This window comes from Agrococcus sp. TF02-05 (assembly GCF_017565345.1).
Lineage (GTDB): Bacteria > Actinomycetota > Actinomycetes > Actinomycetales > Microbacteriaceae > Agrococcus > Agrococcus pavilionensis.
The window spans coordinates 79474-95168 of record NZ_JAGEKO010000003.1 but is presented as its reverse complement, the minus strand read 5'-3'; the positions used below and the strand labels follow the sequence as shown (position 1 = coordinate 95168).

General features: G+C 72.6%; 16 protein-coding genes. 5 read left to right on the top strand and 11 right to left on the bottom strand.

Features of this window, described 5'->3' with window-relative positions:
* The coding region (locus JQT67_RS03860) for an aromatic acid exporter family protein (RefSeq protein ID WP_208063596.1) at window positions 1-1020 on the top strand (1020 nt) is incomplete at its 5' end.
* Window positions 1021-1161: 141 nt separating this feature from the next.
* Here JQT67_RS03860 and JQT67_RS03855 read toward each other — a convergent pair.
* The 6 genes from JQT67_RS03855 to JQT67_RS03830 all read right to left on the bottom strand — a co-directional run bounded on the left by JQT67_RS03855 (window position 1162) and on the right by JQT67_RS03830 (window position 6944).
* Complete coding sequence (locus JQT67_RS03855; RefSeq protein ID WP_208063595.1) at window positions 1162-2670, bottom strand: lipase maturation factor family protein; 1509 nt, start codon at window positions 2668-2670, stop codon at window positions 1162-1164.
* A gap of 129 nt (window positions 2671-2799) precedes the next feature.
* The gene (locus JQT67_RS03850; protein WP_208063594.1) at window positions 2800-3120 is read right to left on the bottom strand and encodes a hypothetical protein; all 321 of its coding nucleotides are present in this window, start codon (window positions 3118-3120) and stop codon (window positions 2800-2802) included.
* 44 nt (window positions 3121-3164) lie between these two features.
* Complete coding sequence (locus JQT67_RS03845) at window positions 3165-4592, bottom strand: NAD(P)/FAD-dependent oxidoreductase (protein ID WP_208063593.1); 1428 nt, start codon at window positions 4590-4592, stop codon at window positions 3165-3167.
* Between the two features lie 163 nt (window positions 4593-4755).
* Complete coding sequence (locus tag JQT67_RS03840) at window positions 4756-5385, bottom strand: HNH endonuclease family protein (protein ID WP_307864199.1); 630 nt, start codon at window positions 5383-5385, stop codon at window positions 4756-4758.
* A 277-nt stretch (window positions 5386-5662) separates the two neighbouring features.
* Entirely contained in the window at window positions 5663-6175 is a 513-nt protein-coding gene (locus tag JQT67_RS03835) for a hypothetical protein (protein WP_208063591.1), read from the bottom strand.
* Between the two features lie 91 nt (window positions 6176-6266).
* Window positions 6267-6944, bottom strand: coding sequence for a hypothetical protein (locus JQT67_RS03830; protein WP_208063590.1), 678 nt, complete (start codon window positions 6942-6944; stop codon window positions 6267-6269).
* Between the two features lie 196 nt (window positions 6945-7140).
* On the opposite strand from JQT67_RS03830, the gene JQT67_RS03825 reads away from it, so the two are divergent.
* From JQT67_RS03825 to JQT67_RS03815, 3 genes are read left to right on the top strand one after another with little or no spacing between them, the layout of a single operon-like run.
* A complete protein-coding gene (locus JQT67_RS03825; protein WP_208063589.1) occupies window positions 7141-7662 on the top strand; it encodes a hypothetical protein in 522 nt (173 codons plus the stop codon).
* A 47-nt stretch (window positions 7663-7709) separates the two neighbouring features.
* Window positions 7710-8306 carry a hypothetical protein gene (locus JQT67_RS03820; protein WP_208063588.1) on the top strand — a complete coding sequence of 199 codons (597 nt, stop codon included), beginning with the start codon at window positions 7710-7712 and terminating at the stop codon, window positions 8304-8306.
* Between the two features lie 47 nt (window positions 8307-8353).
* The gene (locus JQT67_RS03815; protein ID WP_208063587.1) at window positions 8354-8659 is read left to right on the top strand and encodes a putative quinol monooxygenase; all 306 of its coding nucleotides are present in this window, start codon (window positions 8354-8356) and stop codon (window positions 8657-8659) included.
* A 54-nt stretch (window positions 8660-8713) separates the two neighbouring features.
* Here the strand turns inward: JQT67_RS03815 and JQT67_RS03810 are convergent, their stop codons facing one another.
* The 4 genes from JQT67_RS03810 to JQT67_RS03795 all read right to left on the bottom strand — a co-directional run bounded on the left by JQT67_RS03810 (window position 8714) and on the right by JQT67_RS03795 (window position 12899).
* The gene (locus JQT67_RS03810; protein ID WP_208063586.1) at window positions 8714-9496 is read right to left on the bottom strand and encodes an HpcH/HpaI aldolase/citrate lyase family protein; all 783 of its coding nucleotides are present in this window, start codon (window positions 9494-9496) and stop codon (window positions 8714-8716) included.
* A complete protein-coding gene (locus tag JQT67_RS03805; RefSeq protein WP_021011586.1) occupies window positions 9489-10811 on the bottom strand; it encodes an MFS transporter in 1323 nt (440 codons plus the stop codon). The genes JQT67_RS03810 and JQT67_RS03805 overlap by 8 nt, the downstream gene beginning before the upstream one ends.
* Window positions 10812-10875: 64 nt before the next feature.
* Window positions 10876-11961: a zinc-binding dehydrogenase gene (locus JQT67_RS03800; protein ID WP_243755653.1), complete on the bottom strand. Its 1086-nt coding sequence runs from the start codon at window positions 11959-11961 to the stop codon at window positions 10876-10878.
* 161 nt (window positions 11962-12122) lie between these two features.
* On the bottom strand, window positions 12123-12899 hold the full coding sequence (locus JQT67_RS03795) for an IclR family transcriptional regulator (RefSeq protein WP_031224291.1): 777 nt from the start codon (window positions 12897-12899) through the stop codon (window positions 12123-12125).
* Between the two features lie 82 nt (window positions 12900-12981).
* Here JQT67_RS03795 and JQT67_RS03790 point away from each other — a divergent pair, with 82 nt between their 5' ends.
* Window positions 12982-14442, top strand: coding sequence for an aldehyde dehydrogenase (NADP(+)) (locus tag JQT67_RS03790; RefSeq protein WP_208063585.1), 1461 nt, complete (start codon window positions 12982-12984; stop codon window positions 14440-14442).
* Between the two features lie 79 nt (window positions 14443-14521).
* Here JQT67_RS03790 and JQT67_RS03785 read toward each other — a convergent pair whose 3' ends face one another.
* Complete coding sequence (locus tag JQT67_RS03785) at window positions 14522-15688, bottom strand: FAD-binding oxidoreductase (protein ID WP_243755625.1); 1167 nt, start codon at window positions 15686-15688, stop codon at window positions 14522-14524.
* Window positions 15689-15695: the final 7 nt, after the last annotated feature.

Genomic DNA, 15695 nt, shown 5'->3' with positions numbered 1-15695 from the left:
GCCGTGCGCACGGCGGTCGCGGCGATGGTCGCGCTCGGCATCGGCTCGATCCTGCCCGGCGGGCTCTCGGAGTACGCCTACGCCGCTCCGCTCGGCGCCTTCATCACCGTCGGCACCACCTTCTTCACCATCGCGCGGGCGGCGCTGCAGCAGGCTCTCGGCCTCGTGCTCGGTGCGGCGCTCGGGCTCGCGATGCTCTGGATCGACATCCCCGCCCTCGCGAAGATCGGCATCATCGGCGCCGTCGGCGTCGTGCTGCAGGGCGCGGCGACGCTCGGCATCGGCGCGAGCGTCGTGCCGGTGGTCGCGGTGCTCGTCATCCTCTTCGGCGGCGCCGACCCCGACGGCTACGCGACCGGCTACGTCGGCCAGTTCACGCTCGGCCTCGTCGTGGGCGTCGTCATCAACGCGCTCGCCCGTCCGCCGCTGCGCGATCGCGAGGCGCACCGGCGCATCAACTCGGCGGTGCTCGATCTCGCCGATCGCTTCGACGAGCTCGCCGAGACGCTCCGCGGCGACTGGCCGCCCGAGCGGGAGGACTGGGCCGCGTGGGGTCCCGAGCTCGAGGGATGGGTGGATGCCCTGGCCGACGACGTGCGCGAGGCTCGCGAGAGCAGGCGGCTGAACCCTCGCGCGAAGCTGCGTCCCCACGACGTCGAGCACGACGAGCAGGCCGTCGCGGCGCTGCGGGCCGTCGTGCACCGCTCGATCGACGTGCTCGACGCACTCGCGGGCGCCGCGTGGGCGCAGCCGGTCGAGGTGAGCATCGACGAGGCCGAGCGGCACCTCGCGGCCGACGCGGTCGAGGCGCTCGCCGCGCACCTGCGAGCGTGGGAGGAGCTCGACGGCGTCGAGCAGGCGTCGGATGCGTCGGGCACGGCGATCGACGCCCTCTACGAGGAGGCGGTCACCCGCGCTCGCCCGGAGTCGGGCCTCGCCGCCGTCGTCTTCGCGCTGCGCGCGATCCGCAGCCGCATCGACCGCGAGGCCGCGTCCCGGCCGCAGGTGCAGAACCCGTAACCCGCGACCTGGTCGCCTTCGGACGAACAGGTAGGTATTGCGCGTGTTGCTCCTCTGCGCCCGCGATTCCAGCGACTCGCCCTATACCTGCAGTCGCGGAGCGGCGCGGCGGGCGAAGCGCAGCGCCGCAGCGATGGCTCACTAGTCGTCGACCGCCGAGCCTTGCATGGGCGCGACGAGCACGGCGCCTCCCTCGCGCATCCACACCTGTCCCGTCGCGCGCTTCTCCTCCCGCGTCGCGAACCGGTAGCGGTAGACGCGCGCTCGCACCCAGGCGGGGCGACGTCCGCCGAACGGATCGTTCGCGAGCAGCCGCAGGGTCGGCCCGTCGGCCTCCAGCAGGCGCACCAGCAGCATCCGGAACCACGGTCCGCGCGCCCCGAGCGCGAGGAACCACATGAGCCAGTCGAGCCGCAAGTGGTACGGCGCGAACCAGCCGGGCACGCGCCGCACGTCGCCCGGCTTGCCCTTGAACGCGTACTCGACCCAGTCGTCGTCCCGCGGCTCGGCCTCGAGCGTGCCCTCGATGACGATCTCGTCGCGCTGCTTCGTGACGGTGCCGAAGGCGCCGTAGGCGTTCGCGAGCCGCCAGCGGTTGAACGACGCGTTCATGAGCTGGCGGCGCGAGAAGAGGTTGCGCACCGAGGGGATCGACAGCCACGCGTAGCCGACGAAGAGGACGATGGTGAGGATGCCGAACCACACGGGCGTCGGCTCGTAGTCGCCCGTCGACGGCCAGGCGGGCGCGAGCCACGCGACCACGCGATCGTCGACGGCGGCGAAGCCGAGCACGATCGTGATCCAGTTGAGCCAAGCGAAGTTGCCGGTGATGACGAGCCAGCCCTGCGTGAGGATCATGACCGCCGCCGCGGCGGTCGCGACTGCGGCGAACGCGAGCGAGATGCCCGCCGCCGGTCCCTCGCGGCCGATCGCGCCGGCTGCCGTGGCGCCGACGAACGCGACCGCGAGCACCCACGGCGCGATCAGCTGCGCGACGTGGTTGCCGAGCACCTCGAGCTTGTGCCACCAGGCGGGGGCCAGGTGCGCCAGGCGGCTGAGCGGGCCCGGCATCGGCTGGGTCTCATGGTGGTACATGAGCGCCGTGAGGTCGCGCCACTCGCTGCCGCCGCGCAGCTTGATCATGCCCGCGCCGAACTCGAGCCGGAACACGAGCCACACGATGAGCAGCAGCGTGAGCGCCGGTGGAGCGTGGTCGTCGGACCCGAGGAACGCGACGAGGAACCCCGCTTCGCACAGCAGCAGCTCCCAGCCGAAGCCGTAGAACGTCTGCCCGATCGGCAGGATCGAGAGGTAGACGATCCAGAGCGCGAGGAACGCGAGCATCGGCGCCCACGGCGGCCCCGACTGCAGGAAGCCGGTCACGAGGGCGAGCGCGATCGCGATGCAGACGAGGCAGAGGATGCGCAGCATCCGGTCGGAGTAGCGCCACCGGAAGATGCTGGGGACGCCCTCGAGTCCGCCGGCGGCGATGTAGCGCGGGGCGGGCTGGAGGCCGCGCTCCCCGAGCAGCGCGGGGAACTGGAGCAGCGTCGAGAGGAACGCGATCGCGAAGATCGCGGCGGTGCCGCGCTGCAGCACCTGCCGAGCGAGCTCGGCGTGCGGGGCGTCGAGCCAGCTGAGCCACTCCATGGTTCACCCCCTCCGCTGGTCGAGTAGCCCGGCGCAGCCGGGCGTATCGAGACCACTGTCGTGAGCGGGAGGCGCCGCTACAAGTGGCCGCCGCTCAGAGTCTCGCTGGCGACGCGGGAGTCAGCCCAGTCACCACTCCATCGTGCTCCGAGGCGGCACCGGCACGCCGTGATCGCGGCGCGCTCGCGGTCGGGCACGCGGTGCGGGTGCCGATGCGCTCGCCACGACGGGCGTGACCTCGGCGCTGCGATGCGCCATCGTCGCGGCCTGCCAGCGTGCGGTGTCCATCGTGCCGTGGCGCACGGCGAGGCGGATGAGCCAGTAGGTGGCGAGCATCCCGAGGAACGACAGACCGAGACCGATGAGCAGCGCCACGAACACTGAGCCTGCAGCGCCGGCGAGCCAGCCGAAGAGGTCGAACTGCCAGCTGGGAGAGGGGGACGGGTTCACGCTCGTCAATCTAGTGACGGTGGGGGACGCAGCCGCCCCGTCGCTCAGCTCTCGTGCACGCCGATCTCCTTGAGCGCCGCGTGCGCCGCGTGCCAGCCGCTCATGCCATGCACGCCGCCGCCCGGCGGCACCGACGACGAGCACAGGAAGATCCGGCCCGGCATCGGCACCCGGTAGGGGTTCGCGAGCACCGGCCGCGCGAGCTGCTGCGTGCCGGCGAGCGTGCCACCGCCGATCGAACCGCCGACGAGGTTCGGGTTCCACAGCTCGAGCGCCGCGGGCGTCATCGGCCGCCGCTCGAGGATCCGGTCGCGGAAGCCGGGGGCGAAGCGCTCGATCTGCGCCTCGATGGCGTCGGATGCGTGACCCGGCCACCCGTGCGGCACGTGCGCGTAGGCCCACAGCGTGTGCCGCCCGGCGGGCGCGCGCTCGGGGTCGGCGACGCTCGGCTGGGTCGCGAGCACGAACGGGCGCTCGGGCATGCGGCCGAGCGCGACCTCGCGCTCGGCGTGCGCGATCTCTGCGAGCGTGCCGCTCAAGTGCACGGTGCCCGCCCGGCCGACCCGCTCGTCCTCCCACGGCACCGGCCCGTCGAGCAGCAGGTCGAGCTTCGAGACCGCGGGGCCGTACTTCCAGCGCTCCATCCGCTTCGCGTAGAGCCCCTCGATCCGGCCGTGCGCGACGCGCAGCAGCTGCCGCGGCGTGAGGTCGAGCAGCACGAGGTCGGCCGGCGGCAGCTCGCGCAGGTCGGTCACGTCGACGCCGGTCTCGATCCGGCCGCCGTGCGCCTCGACGACGCGACCCAGGGCATCCGCGATCGACTGCGACCCGCCCCTCGCGAACGGCCATCCCGCCGAGTGCCCGACGCCGCCGAACGCGACCCCGAACGCGCTCGTGAGCGGATGCCCGAGCGGCAGCGTCGCGTGCGTCACCGAGCCGGCGAACAGCGCTTGCGCCGCGCCGGAGCGGAAGACCGTGCGGGCGAGCAGCGTCGCCGGCCACGCGCCGCGCAGCCCGAAGCGCGCGAGCAGCACCGGGTCCTTCGGCCACCGCAGCAGCGGCCCGAGGATGGCCTCGGCGGTCGCGTTCGGGTCCTCGGTCGCCGGGGCGTGCATCCGCAGCCACGCCTTCGCGTCGACGCCGAGCTCGCGCGCGGTCTGCTCCGCGTCGCGGTGCAGGATCGCCGCGCGCCCGCCCGGCAGCGGATGCGCCATCGGGTAGTCGGCGTGCACCCACTCGAGCCCGTGCTGCTCGAGCCCGAGCGAGCGGAAGGCCGGGCTCGTGACGCCGAACGGGTGCCCCGATGCGCCGGGATCGATGATCGCCTGGTCGCCGAACGCCGGCATCGACGCGCTGGCGCCGCCGATCCTCTCGGCGCGCTCGAGCACGGTCACCTCGAGTCCCGCGCGCGCGAGCACGGCGGCGGCGGTGAGGCCGTTCGGCCCCGCGCCCACGACGACAGCGCTGGTCATGCGGCCTCCCGAGATCGTGGCGGGCGGATGCGTCGGCCCGGCCGGGCACGCAGCAAGCCTTGCGCGGGCACCTTACGCCCGCAACCCGCATGCCGCCTCAGCCCGCCACCCGGCCCGACCGCTGGTCGAGTAGCCCGCGAAGCGCGCGTATCGAGACCAAGCCTCAGCCGCACGCCTCCAGCACGTCGACGAGCATCCGCTTGTCCTCGCTCGCGACCGCCAGCGCGTAGTCGTGCGCGATCTGCGTGTAGCGACCCGCGTACTCGCACCAGAAGCCCGGATCCTCCGGCATCCAGTCGCCCGGTCCACGATCGCCCTTGGCCGAGTTCGTCGGGCCGTCGACCGCGAGCAGCGTCGCCGGATCGTTCGCGAACACGACGCGCTCCTCGTAGCTCCACGCCCACGCGCCCCCGCGGTGCGCGGCCGAGAGGCTGATGATGTGGTCGATCTGCACGGCTTGGCTGTCGCCGCCGATGCGATCGTGCGCGAACTGGAGCGTGGCGCCCGTGTACGGCTCGACGCGGAGCGTGCCGGTCAGCACCGTGCAGCCGTCATTCGCGAGCGTCTCGCCCTCGAGGTCGCGCTGCAGGATGTCCTGCCGGGTCGAGCATCCGTTGCCGTCGACGTCGACCCATCCGTCGCCAAAGTCGGTGCGCCGGTACGGGGGGATCGCGGCCGACTCGTCGATCACCTCGAGCGTCGCCGCGGTGACCTGCAGCTCGCCCTGCTCCGCTGGCGTGGTCGGCGTCGCGGACGCCGCAGTGGTCGGCGCGATCGAGGGAGCCGGCCGCACGCTCTCACGAACCGGCGGTTCCCCGGTGATCGCGCCAGCCGCACTGCACCCGCCCAGCAGCACCGTCCCGATGAGCGCGACAGCAGTGCCGACGCGCGCCCGAGCCGACCGCGAGCGCACGACTCGAGGCGCTGGCGGCATGGAGGTCTCCGTTCGAGGGCGCCGTCGAGCCGCTGGGAGGCTCGGGACTGCCCGATCCCGCCACCCTATGGACGCGCGCCAGCCGCCTGGCGCACGCGACGCGGCCTGTCGCCGGGGCGCTGCGCTCAGCCCGGCGCTACGCGAACCGCTCCCGCACCGTCTCGTGGCTGATCCGCTGCACCTCGGCGATCTGGTGCTCGGCCCGCCGCACGAGGTCGTCGAGCAGCGCCCGATCGAACCGCGAGTCCGAGGCCGACAGCTCGATGAGCGCCTGCCACATCGAGAGCTTGCCGCGCACCGCGCCGGTGAGGAAGTCGAGCTCGAGCTGCGTCATCGAGCTGCGCCGCATGCGCAGCAGGTTGACCGGGTTGACGCTCCCGCCCGCGCGCAGCAGCAGCGTGAGCGCCCGCTTCCAGCCCTTCGGCCGGTACCCGAGCTGCTGGATGATCTTCGCGAGATCCCGCCGGTCGCGGTCGACCTCCTCGGCGAGCGCGACGAGCACCTGCTCGTGCGGCGTGCCCTCGAACGTCTTCGCCGCCGCGCGGAACGCCTTCACGCCGCCCTCCGAGGCGAGCAGGTGCTCGTTCAGGTAGGTCGAGAGGTTGCCGTGGGCGTCGGCGGATGCGTCGGGTCGCGCTGCGTCGTTCATGGTCGCCTCCGGTCGCGGTGCACGTGCTGTCCGCGCTCCAGCGTCCCCCGGAACCCTGGACGCCGCGTGAGCGCGGCACGAGTCCTACTGCTCAGTCGATCGTCAGGCTCCAGTCGCCCACCGCCTCGACGACGACGAGGGATGGTCCGGCGCCGAGTCGCGCCGGCTCGCCAGAGACCGCCGACTCGTTGAAGAGCAGCGACGTCGACGTCGCATCCGCGTCTCCCGTCAGCTCCGTGATGAGGATGGGTCTCTCGCCGCCGTGCATCGCGGTCATCGTCGCGGGCTCGCCCTCGTGGAGGAGGACGGCGTCGCCCGTGCCTGCGCTCGTGAACCCGGGCGCGGAGGCGATGGGCGAGATGGTCAGGTTCCACGACGCGCCGTCGTCGGCGGTCACGCGCAGGGCGACTGCGTCGCTCGAGTCGTAGCCGAACGCGGTGTGGCCGCGGTAGGCGCCGACGGTGCTCACCGCGTAGTCGACGTCGGTCATCCGGTCGAAGCGATCTACCACGACGACGTTGAAGTCGTCGTCGCCGCGATAGGTCGCCGAGATGATCCCGGCGTGCGCGGGCAGCTCGACGTCCGCATCCCCTCGCCCGTGCACGGTGACCGGCTCGAACGTCGGGAAGGTGCGCTCCGCCCATGCGACCGCCGCGGCGCTCGCGGCGACATCCGACCGGGCGGGCGCGTCGGCGCGGATGAGCGCGCCGTTGCCGACGCCCGTGATGAGGCCGAGCCCCGCACCGAGGCCGAGTGCGAGCGCCCACACTGCGAGCGGTCCGGGTCCGGGGCGAGCGGCGTTCAGTTCGCGCCACCGATCGCGAATGCCGGCTCGTGCCACGCACACCCTCCTCGATCGTTCCGACAGCCCTTGAGGCCGCCTCTCCCTTCGCACTCTAGAGCGATGCCTGCGCACGTCGGTGCCGGATGCGCCACGAGCGGCACGGATGCGGCACGCTTTCCCCATGCACGCATCCGGCAGCCCTGCACCCCGTTCGGACGTCCCGCTCGTCGTCGCCGGCTGGGTCGCCATCGTCGCGCCGCTCGTCGCGATCGCGCTCAAGCTGCCGACGGGCGGCTGGCTGCTCGTCGGGATGGTCTTCTCGTTCCCGATCTGGCTGCTCGGCTACGCGGCCGTCATCACCGCGGCGGTCAGCATGCTGCGCCGGCGAGGGGCGCTGCGCGCACCCGGCCACCGCACGCGCGCGATCATCTGGGCGTGGCTCACCTCGGTGGCCGTCATGGTGGTCGGCTTCACGGTGGTCGACGGCGGTGACACGAGCGAGTCGGTGGCATCGACGCTCGGCCTCGTCGTCGGCCAGACGGGGAGCGGCTCGCCCATGAACGACATCTCGAACGGCGTCGCCGCACTCGCCGCGATCGCCTGGCTCGGGGGCTGGCTCGCGCTCGTCGTCGAGTGGATGATCGCCGTCGCGCGCCGCCGAGCGGAGGCGCCGCGCGTCGCCCCGCCGATCATCGGTAGGTAGCTTCCGCCGCGGCGCGCCTGCCCAGCCGCCGTCGATACGGTTGAGGGATGCCAGAGCTCGCCAACGGGAAGTACGTCTCGCAAGCCGACGCCATCCGGCGGTGGTGGCCCGCCGCGCGCGACGCGCTCATCGAGACCGCCGGCGAGTACGGGGCGTGGCTGTCGTTCGAGGCGCTGAGCGGTCGCGTCCAGGCTCGCGCCGGCATCACGACGAACCAGCCGCCGGAGGAGTGGGTCCCGCGCGTGCTCGGCGCGGTGGCGACGGATGCGGAGCGGCGCGGAGAGCCCCGGCTCACGTCGCTGTGCGTCACGGCCGAGCGCCGCGTCGCGGAGGACTACGCCGGAGTGCCGGCCGGCACTGATGCGCCCACGCGCGAGCGCGTCGCCGCCCAGGATCGGCTCGAGTGCTACCGGTTCTTCGGCGCCGCGATGCCGGACGACGGCGGCGCCCCGACGCTGCTCGCGCCGCTGCCCGCCAGCACCGCTCGCCCGGCGCGTGCCGAGGGCCCGGCCCGCACTCGCGCGGCCGCGCCAAAGGCAGCGCCAGCCGCGAGCGGCATGCGCGAGACCACCTGCCCGCACTGCTTCATGGTGGTGCCGGTCGCGGCGACCTGCCGCGACTGCGGGGGCGGGCTCGCGGCCTGACGCCCCGAGGAGTGTTGTTGGAACTGCACCGGTCGAGAGGAATCACCATGACTGAGCACTTCGTCGCGATCGCGACCTACACCGCCAAGCCCGATGCCGCCGACCGCGTCGCGCAGCTGCTGCCGACGCTCGCGGCCGAGAGTCGACAGGAGCCGGGCAACATCTCCTACTCGATCGCGCGCGATCTCGAGCGCCCGAACGTCTTCACGATTGTCGAGGTCTACGACGACGCGGATGCGTTCGCCGCGCACCGTGAGAGCGCGCACTTCGCGTCGATCGGCAGGATGCAGATCATCCCGATGCTCGAGAGCCGAGAGGTCGTCGGCTACTCCGGGGACGGGGCGCTGGACTGAGACGAGGAAGGGCGGGCTCCGAGGAGCCCGCCCTTCCTGACGTCCGACCGCGCGTCAGTACGCTCGCGATGCTTCGAGCTGTGCGCCGGTCGCCGCGCCGAGCTGCGCCTGCATGTCTGCCCGGAGTGACGCCACATCGGTCGCGGCAGTCACCATCGTGAAGCCCTGCTCGATGCGTCGCGCTGCCTGCTCGCCGTCGGCGCAGTGCACACCGGCGATCTTGCCGCGCTCGCGGCACGCCGCAGCCACCCGGTCGAGCTCGGCATCGAGCCGCGGCAGGATCTCGTCCTCGAACGGCACTCGCGCGCCGAGCGCGAGCGAGAGGTCGTACGGCCCGACGTACACGCCGTCGATGCCGTCGACGTCGAGGATCGCCTCGAGCTCCGCCAGCCCCGATGCCGTCTCGATCATCGCGAGCACGGTGACCGAAGCATCCGTCTCCTCCGGCGTCGCACCGAAGTGCGGGCCCAGCCGCATCGGCCCGTAGGAGCGGCACCCGCCGGAGGTCGGGTAGCGAGCCGCCTCCGCAGCCGCGCGCGCCTCGTCGGCGGTGTCGATGAGCGGCACGATCACGCCGCGCGCGCCGGCGTCGAGCACGCGCCCGATCTCGGCCGCGCTGTTCGTCGACACGCGCGCCCACGGCGTCGCGCCGCCCGCCGCGACCGCGAGCAGCGCCCGCACCTGCGCGTCGTAGCCGAGCAGCCCGTGCTGCCCGTCGACGCACACGTAGTCGAAGCCGGTGCGCGCGATCTGCTCGGTCGCGACGGGGGAGTCGAGCGTGGCCCAGGCGCCCACGCGGGGCGCCCGGGCCAGCTCAGCGGAGCGCTGCTCAGACATCGAGCTCTTCGTTGTGCCGCACCTTCACGAACGACACCGACACGAACCCGACGAGCGCGCAGACGACCACGAAGATCGCCACCGGGATCCAGCTGCCCATGAACGCCGCGAGCAGCGCCGTCGCGATGAGGGGCGCCGGGCCGCCGACGATCGCGGCGCCGAGCTGGTAGCCGAGCGATGCGCCGGTGTAGCGGATCTCGGGCGCGAAGTTCTCGGCGAGCACCGTGCCGATGAGCGAGCCGTAGGTCGGCCAGATGACCGCGAACGACAGGATGATCGCGAGGCCTGCGAGCCACAGGTTGCCGCTCGAGAGCATCGCGAGGTACGGGAAGATGAAGATCGCCACCGCGACGGAGCCGCCGAGGAAGACCTTCTTGCGCCCGATGCGGTCGGAGAGCCCGCCGTAGAACAGCATGCCGCCGATGCCGAGGATCGCGCCGACGAGCAGGAACGCGAGCACCGCGCCGAAGTCGTAGCCGAAGCTCGTGGCGTAGGAGATCGAGAACGTCGCGAAGATGAAGAACGTGGCGGTCTCGACGAACTTGGCACCGGTCGAGATGACGACCTCGCGCCAGTACTTCTTGAGCACCGTGGCGATCGGCAGGCGCTGCGTCGTGCCCTCAGCCTTCACCTTGCGGAACGAGGGCGTCTCGTCGATCTTCGAGCGGATCCAGAGGCCCACGACGAGCAGCACGCCCGAGAGCAGGAACGGGATGCGCCAGCCGAACGACTCGAACGCCTCCTCCGGGAAGATCGCGCGAGCGCCGATCGTCACGATGTTGCCGAGCGCGAGGCCGGCGAGCGCGCCGATCTGCGGCACGGCGCCATAGAAGCCGCGGCGGTTCTTCGGCGCGTACTCGACGGCGAGCAGCAGGCCACCGCCCCACTCGCCACCGAGGGCGAGGCCCTGCACGAGGCGCAGGAGCGTCAGCAGGATGGGCGCGGCGACGCCGATCGCGGCGTAGTCGGGCAGCACACCCATGAGCATCGTCGCGACGCCCATGAGGGTCAGCGTGATGACGAGCGTCTTCTTCCGGCCGATGCGGTCGCCGACGTGGCTGAAGATCACGCCGCCGAGCGGGCGCACGAGGAACGCGAGCGCGAACGAGGCGAACGCGAGCATCGAGCTCACGACCGGATCCTCGCTCGGGAAGAAGTGGAGGTTGAAGACGGCCGTGGCCATCGTCCCGTACAGGAAGTAGTCGTACCACTCGATGGTCGAGCCGACGGCGCTGCCCCACAGGGCGCGGCGGCGGTCCTTGGCCGAGACGACGATGTCAGGCGTCGTCGGCGGCTTGTCGTCGATGGCGGTCATGCTCTCTCCTTTGATAAGCAAAGCGGATGCGTTGATGCAGGTGAAGGGGGAAGGGGGAAGGGGGTCAGGGCACGAGGATGGGGCGACCGACCGCGCCGGTGCGCAGGTGCTCGATCGCCTCGTTGGCGTCCTCGAGCGGGAACGACTGGTCGAGCAGCTTCTCGAGCGGCAGTCGGCCGGCGCGGTAGAGGCGCAGGATCTCGGGCAGCTGCACGGGCGTGTTCGACGAGCCGTAGAGCGCGCCGACGACCTTGCGGTCGCCCTGCACGAGCAGGTTGATCGGGATCGAGAGCTCCTCGCCCACGGCGCCGAGCCCGACGATCACCTCGGTGCCGCCGGGGCGGAGCGCCTCGAAGCCCGCGCGGATGGTCGCGGGGCGGCCGATGGCCTCGAGCACGTAGTGCACGCCCGTGCCGGTGATCTCGAGCACTCGGTCGGTGAAGTCCTCGGTCGACGAGTCGATCGTGTGCGTCGCGCCGAGCTCGCGCGCCTTCTCGAGGCGCGCGGCGACGACGTCCGAGACGATGATCTGCGCCGCGCCGACGAGCTGCGCGGCGATGACGGCGGAGAGGCCGACGCCGCCCGCGCCGATGATCGCGACCGACTTGCCGGTCAGGTCGGGCATCTTGTTGAGCACGGTGCCCATGCCGGTGATGACGGCGCAGCCGACGATCGCGGCGATCTCCGACGGGATGTCGCTGTCGATCGCGATGAGCGACTCCTGCGAGACGACCGCGTGCTCGGCGAAGCAGGCGTCGCCCATGAGGTGGTGGTAGCGCACGCCGTCCTTGCTGAGGCGCGTGCCGCCGCGCAGCAGGCCGTTCGTCTGGCCGTGCACCTTGCCGAGCGCGCACTGCGCCGGCTGCCCGGTGAGGCAGAACTCGCACTCGCCGCAGCGCGGGCGCCACATGAGCACGACCTTGTCGCCGGGCCGGAAGCCGCTCACGCCGTCGCCGACCTCCTCGACGATGCCCGCGCCCTCGTGGCCGAGCACGATCGGCGTGCGGGCGGCGAGGCCGCCGGAGATGTAGTGGACGTCGCTGTGGCAGACCCCGGCCGCCTCGATGCGCACGCGCACCTCGCCGGGACCGGGCTGGTCGAGCTCGAGCTCCTCGAGCACGAGCGGAGCACCTGTCTCGTGCATCACCATCGCCTTCACGCGGCGCCTCCTCGTTGATCGGTCGCTGCGCATCGATGCCGATGGACGGCCCTGTGCGCAGCCGTGCGCAGCAGTCGATGTCTGACGACGTCGCTCAACGTAGGGCCGCGGTGCCGGTGCGGCGCAAACCGCGTTCCGGTCAGCGGAGCGGGTTACAGCGAGCTGAAGGCGGAGTTGGCGCGGATGCGTCGGTTGAGGCCGAGGGCCGTGATGCGGACGGCGGGTGCGTACTGGAGCATGTTCGCGCGGTGCGCGGGGCCGGAGATCGAGATCGCCGCGATCGGCGTACCGTCGGCTCGCAGCAGCGGGCACGCGACGCACTCGACGCCGGGGTTCGACTCCTCGACCTCGTGTGAGAAGCCGTTGGCCCGCACCGCGTCGAGCTGGCGGCGCAGCGCCGCCTCATCGGTGACGGTGCCGGGGCCGAGCTGCTCGAAGAGCTGGGGCGTCGCGCCGGCGACGACCTCGTCCGTCGAGTGGGCGAGCACGGCCTTGCCGCCGGCGGTCGCGTAGGCGGGCACTCGCCCGCCTATCCGCGAGCGGATGGGCATGTCGGCGTCGCGGCCGCGCAGGATCTCGACGTACACCTGATCGGGGCTCTTCAGCACGCTCAGCTGCACCGTCATGCCGGTCGCTTGCCGGAGGTCGGCCATCGCCGCGAGCGCGAGCTGCCGCAGCTCCTTCGAGCGCTGCGCGAGCTCGCCGAGCTCGAACATCCGGATGCCCACCCGCACGCCGTTGTCGGCGCGCTCGAGGAAGTCGACGGCGACGAGCTCGCTGACGATGCGCGACGTGACCGACTTCGCGAGCCCCGCGGAGCGCGCGATGTCGTTGACCCCGAGCACCGGGCGCTCGCCGCTGAACGCGCCGAGCACGGCGGCGACACGGCCGATCATCGAGCGCGGAGCGTTCCGTTCATCGGAACTCATGGCATCACTCTAGCCGCGCGGCGGTTTCAATGGGGGACGGCGCGGTGCAGTCCCCGTGCCCTGCCGACGACTGGAGGATCCGATGACCGAGACCACGACGATCGCACGCACGACCGACGAGGCCGTCCTCAGGGTCGCCGACGCATCCGCCGTCTGGGCCGCGACGCCCTACGCGGAGCGCGCTCGCGTGATGCGCGCCATCGCTGACGCGCTCGACGCGGCCGGTGCTGAGCTCATCGCGATCGCGCAGGAGGAGACGGCGCTCGCCGAGGGCCGCCTGAAGGGCGAGCTCAAGCGCACCACCTTCCAGCTGCGCCTGTTCGCCGACGAGGTCGAGCGCGGCGACTTCCTCGACGTGCGCATCGACCGGCCCGACCCGGAGTGGCCGATGGGCGCCCCGCGACCCGACCTGCGCCGCATGCTCGTGCCGATCGGCCCGGTGCTCAACTTCGCCGCGAGCAACTTCCCGTTCGCGTTCTCGGTCGCCGGCGGCGACACGGCAGCGGCGCTCGCGGCGGGCAACGCGGTGCTCGTGAAGGCGCACTCGGGTCACCCGCGCGTCTCCGACGCGACGGTCGCGGTCATCCGCGAGGCCGCAGTCGAGGCCGGCGCGCCCGCCGATCTGGTGCTCGTCATCCACGGCACCCAGCACGGCGTCGAGGCGCTCAAGCACCCGGCGATCAAGGCCGCGTCGTTCACGGGTTCGATCGGCGGCGGCCGCGCGCTGTTCGACATCGCGAACGCTCGCCCCGAGCCGATCCCCTTCTACGGCGAGCTCGGCAGCGTGAACCCGGCGTTCGTCGCGCCCGGCGCCGCGTCGCGCCGCGCGCAGCAGATCGCGGAGGAGTACCTCGCGTCGGTCACGGGCAGCCAGGGCCAGCTCTGCACCAAGCCGGGCGTGCTGTTCGTGCCGGCGGAGTCGGGGATCGTGGATGCACTGCGCGGCGCGGCCGTGCCGGCTCCCGCGCCGTTGCTCAACGACCGCATCCAGGAGGGCTTCGTCGCGGGGCTCGAGGAGATGACGGGCCGCGCCGACGTCTCCGTGCTGCGCGAGGGCGAGGCGAGCCGCCAGTCGCCGCCCGAGGCGACGCTGCTGCTCACGACGATCGACGCGGTGCTCGACGACCCGGAGGCGCTCGTGCGCGAGGTCTTCGGCCCGGCAGGCCTCGTCGTCACCTACACCGACGCATCCGAGCTCGAGCGGGTCGCGCGCGGCCTCGAGGGCCAGCTCACGGCGACGATCGTCGCCGACGAGGACGACGCGGCCGACCTCGAGATCGCCCGCGGCCTCGTGCCCGCGCTCGTCGACCGGGCCGGCCGGGTGCTGTGGAACCAGTGGCCCACGGGCGTCTCGGTCACGTTCGCGCAGCAGCACGGCGGACCGTACCCGGCGACGACCGCGCCGACGACGACCGCCGTCGGCACCGCATCCGTGACACGGTTCCTGCGCCCCGTCGCGTTCCAGAACTTCCCGGCGGCGCTGCTGCCCGAGGCGCTGCGCGACGAGAACCCTCTGGGGTTCTCGCAGCGCGTCGACGGCTGACGCGCCCAGGGTCTGTACGAAGTGAGGAGCCCGGGTCGGACGATGTCCAACCCGGGCTCCTCACATGAGGCGACGGTCGTCAGCGCACCGGCGCCCACGCCCCCGTGCCGACCTCGTCGCGCTGCTGCTCGCCGCTGAACCGGTCGAGCGTGAACGGCGCGAGCACCGGCGACGGCGTGCCCGTGACGATCTCCTCCGCGAGCAGCTCGCCCAGGATGAGGCCGAGCGTCGCGCCCGAGTGCGTGAAGAGCGTGTAGAGCCCGTCGATCGATGGCACGCGGCCCGCGACCGGCTCGCCGTCGCCCGGGATCGGCTTGAGCCCCGCCGCGACTCGCTGCGCGGTGAGCTTCGGGTTGCCCGCGAGCACCTTCGAGCCCTCCTCGAGCAGTCCCCGCACGGACGCGTCGGGCACGGTGATCTCGCCGTCGTCGCCGACGATGATCGACTTCTCGGCCCAATCGGCGTCGAGCACGAGGCGGCCGTCGGGCATCGGCCGCACCGCGACGCGCGGGGTGTTGAGCACCGTCCGCACCTCCTGCTCGACCGGCTCCGTGATGAGCACGAACGCGGTGGGCGTCGCATCGGGCACGACGACGTCGAGCGCCGCGAGGTGCGCCGGCACCGAGCCGCCGGTCGCGAGCACGACCCGGTCTGCGGCGATCCGGGTCCCGTCGCCGAGCACGACGCCGACGGCTGCGCCGTCCTGCACGTCGACGCGGGCATCGCCGGCCTGCTCGATGAGCCGGGCGCCGTTCGCGACGGCCTCGTCGACGAGCGCGGCGATGAGGTCGGGCATGTTCACCCAGCCCTCGCCCGGGTTGAAGATCGCGCCCTCGTCGGCCACCGCATCCGGGTCCACGTCGGGAGCGATCGCCGCGACGTCGTCGCGGTCGACCCAGATCGCGTCGTAGCCGCCCGCCCGCTCGAAGGCGAACGTCTGCGCGAAGCTCTCGTCAGCGCTGCCCCACTTCAGCGCGCCGTCGAAGCGCAGGTACGAGCTGCTCTCGGGGTGGCGCGCGCTCCAGGTGCGGTAGCGGTCGAGGGCGATGAGGCGCAGGTAGTGGTAGGCGGCCGAGCGGTCGCCGGAGGAGTTGAGCCACGCGATCGAGCGGCCGGATGCGCCGTCGGCGAGGGCGCCGGAGGTCACGAGCGTGACGGATGCGCCGGCACGCGCGAGGTGCGCGGCGGTCGAGACGCCGAGGATGCCGCCGCCGAGGACGGCGACGTGGGAGGGGGAGGTGGTCATGCGGATG

Excerpts from the sequence above, each read along its gene's own strand:
- JQT67_RS03810 (WP_208063586.1), bottom strand. The coding sequence starts at position 9,496 with ATGTCTGAGCAGCGCTCCGCTGAGCTGGCCCGGGCGCCCCGCGTGGGC.
- JQT67_RS03805 (WP_021011586.1), bottom strand. The coding sequence starts at position 10,811 with ATGACCGCCATCGACGACAAGCCGCCGACGACGCCTGACATCGTCGTC.
- JQT67_RS03820 (WP_208063588.1), top strand. The coding sequence starts at position 7,710 with ATGCCAGAGCTCGCCAACGGGAAGTACGTCTCGCAAGCCGACGCCATC.
- JQT67_RS03855 (WP_208063595.1), bottom strand. The coding sequence starts at position 2,670 with ATGGAGTGGCTCAGCTGGCTCGACGCCCCGCACGCCGAGCTCGCTCGG.
- JQT67_RS03815 (WP_208063587.1), top strand. The coding sequence starts at position 8,354 with ATGACTGAGCACTTCGTCGCGATCGCGACCTACACCGCCAAGCCCGAT.
- JQT67_RS03845 (WP_208063593.1), bottom strand. The coding sequence starts at position 4,592 with ATGACCAGCGCTGTCGTCGTGGGCGCGGGGCCGAACGGCCTCACCGCC.
- JQT67_RS03800 (WP_243755653.1), bottom strand. The coding sequence starts at position 11,961 with ATGGTGATGCACGAGACAGGTGCTCCGCTCGTGCTCGAGGAGCTCGAG.
- JQT67_RS03785 (WP_243755625.1), bottom strand. The coding sequence starts at position 15,688 with ATGACCACCTCCCCCTCCCACGTCGCCGTCCTCGGCGGCGGCATCCTC.
- JQT67_RS03790 (WP_208063585.1), top strand. The coding sequence starts at position 12,982 with ATGACCGAGACCACGACGATCGCACGCACGACCGACGAGGCCGTCCTC.
- JQT67_RS03825 (WP_208063589.1), top strand. The coding sequence starts at position 7,141 with ATGCACGCATCCGGCAGCCCTGCACCCCGTTCGGACGTCCCGCTCGTC.
- JQT67_RS03835 (WP_208063591.1), bottom strand. The coding sequence starts at position 6,175 with ATGAACGACGCAGCGCGACCCGACGCATCCGCCGACGCCCACGGCAAC.
- JQT67_RS03795 (WP_031224291.1), bottom strand. The coding sequence starts at position 12,899 with ATGAGTTCCGATGAACGGAACGCTCCGCGCTCGATGATCGGCCGTGTC.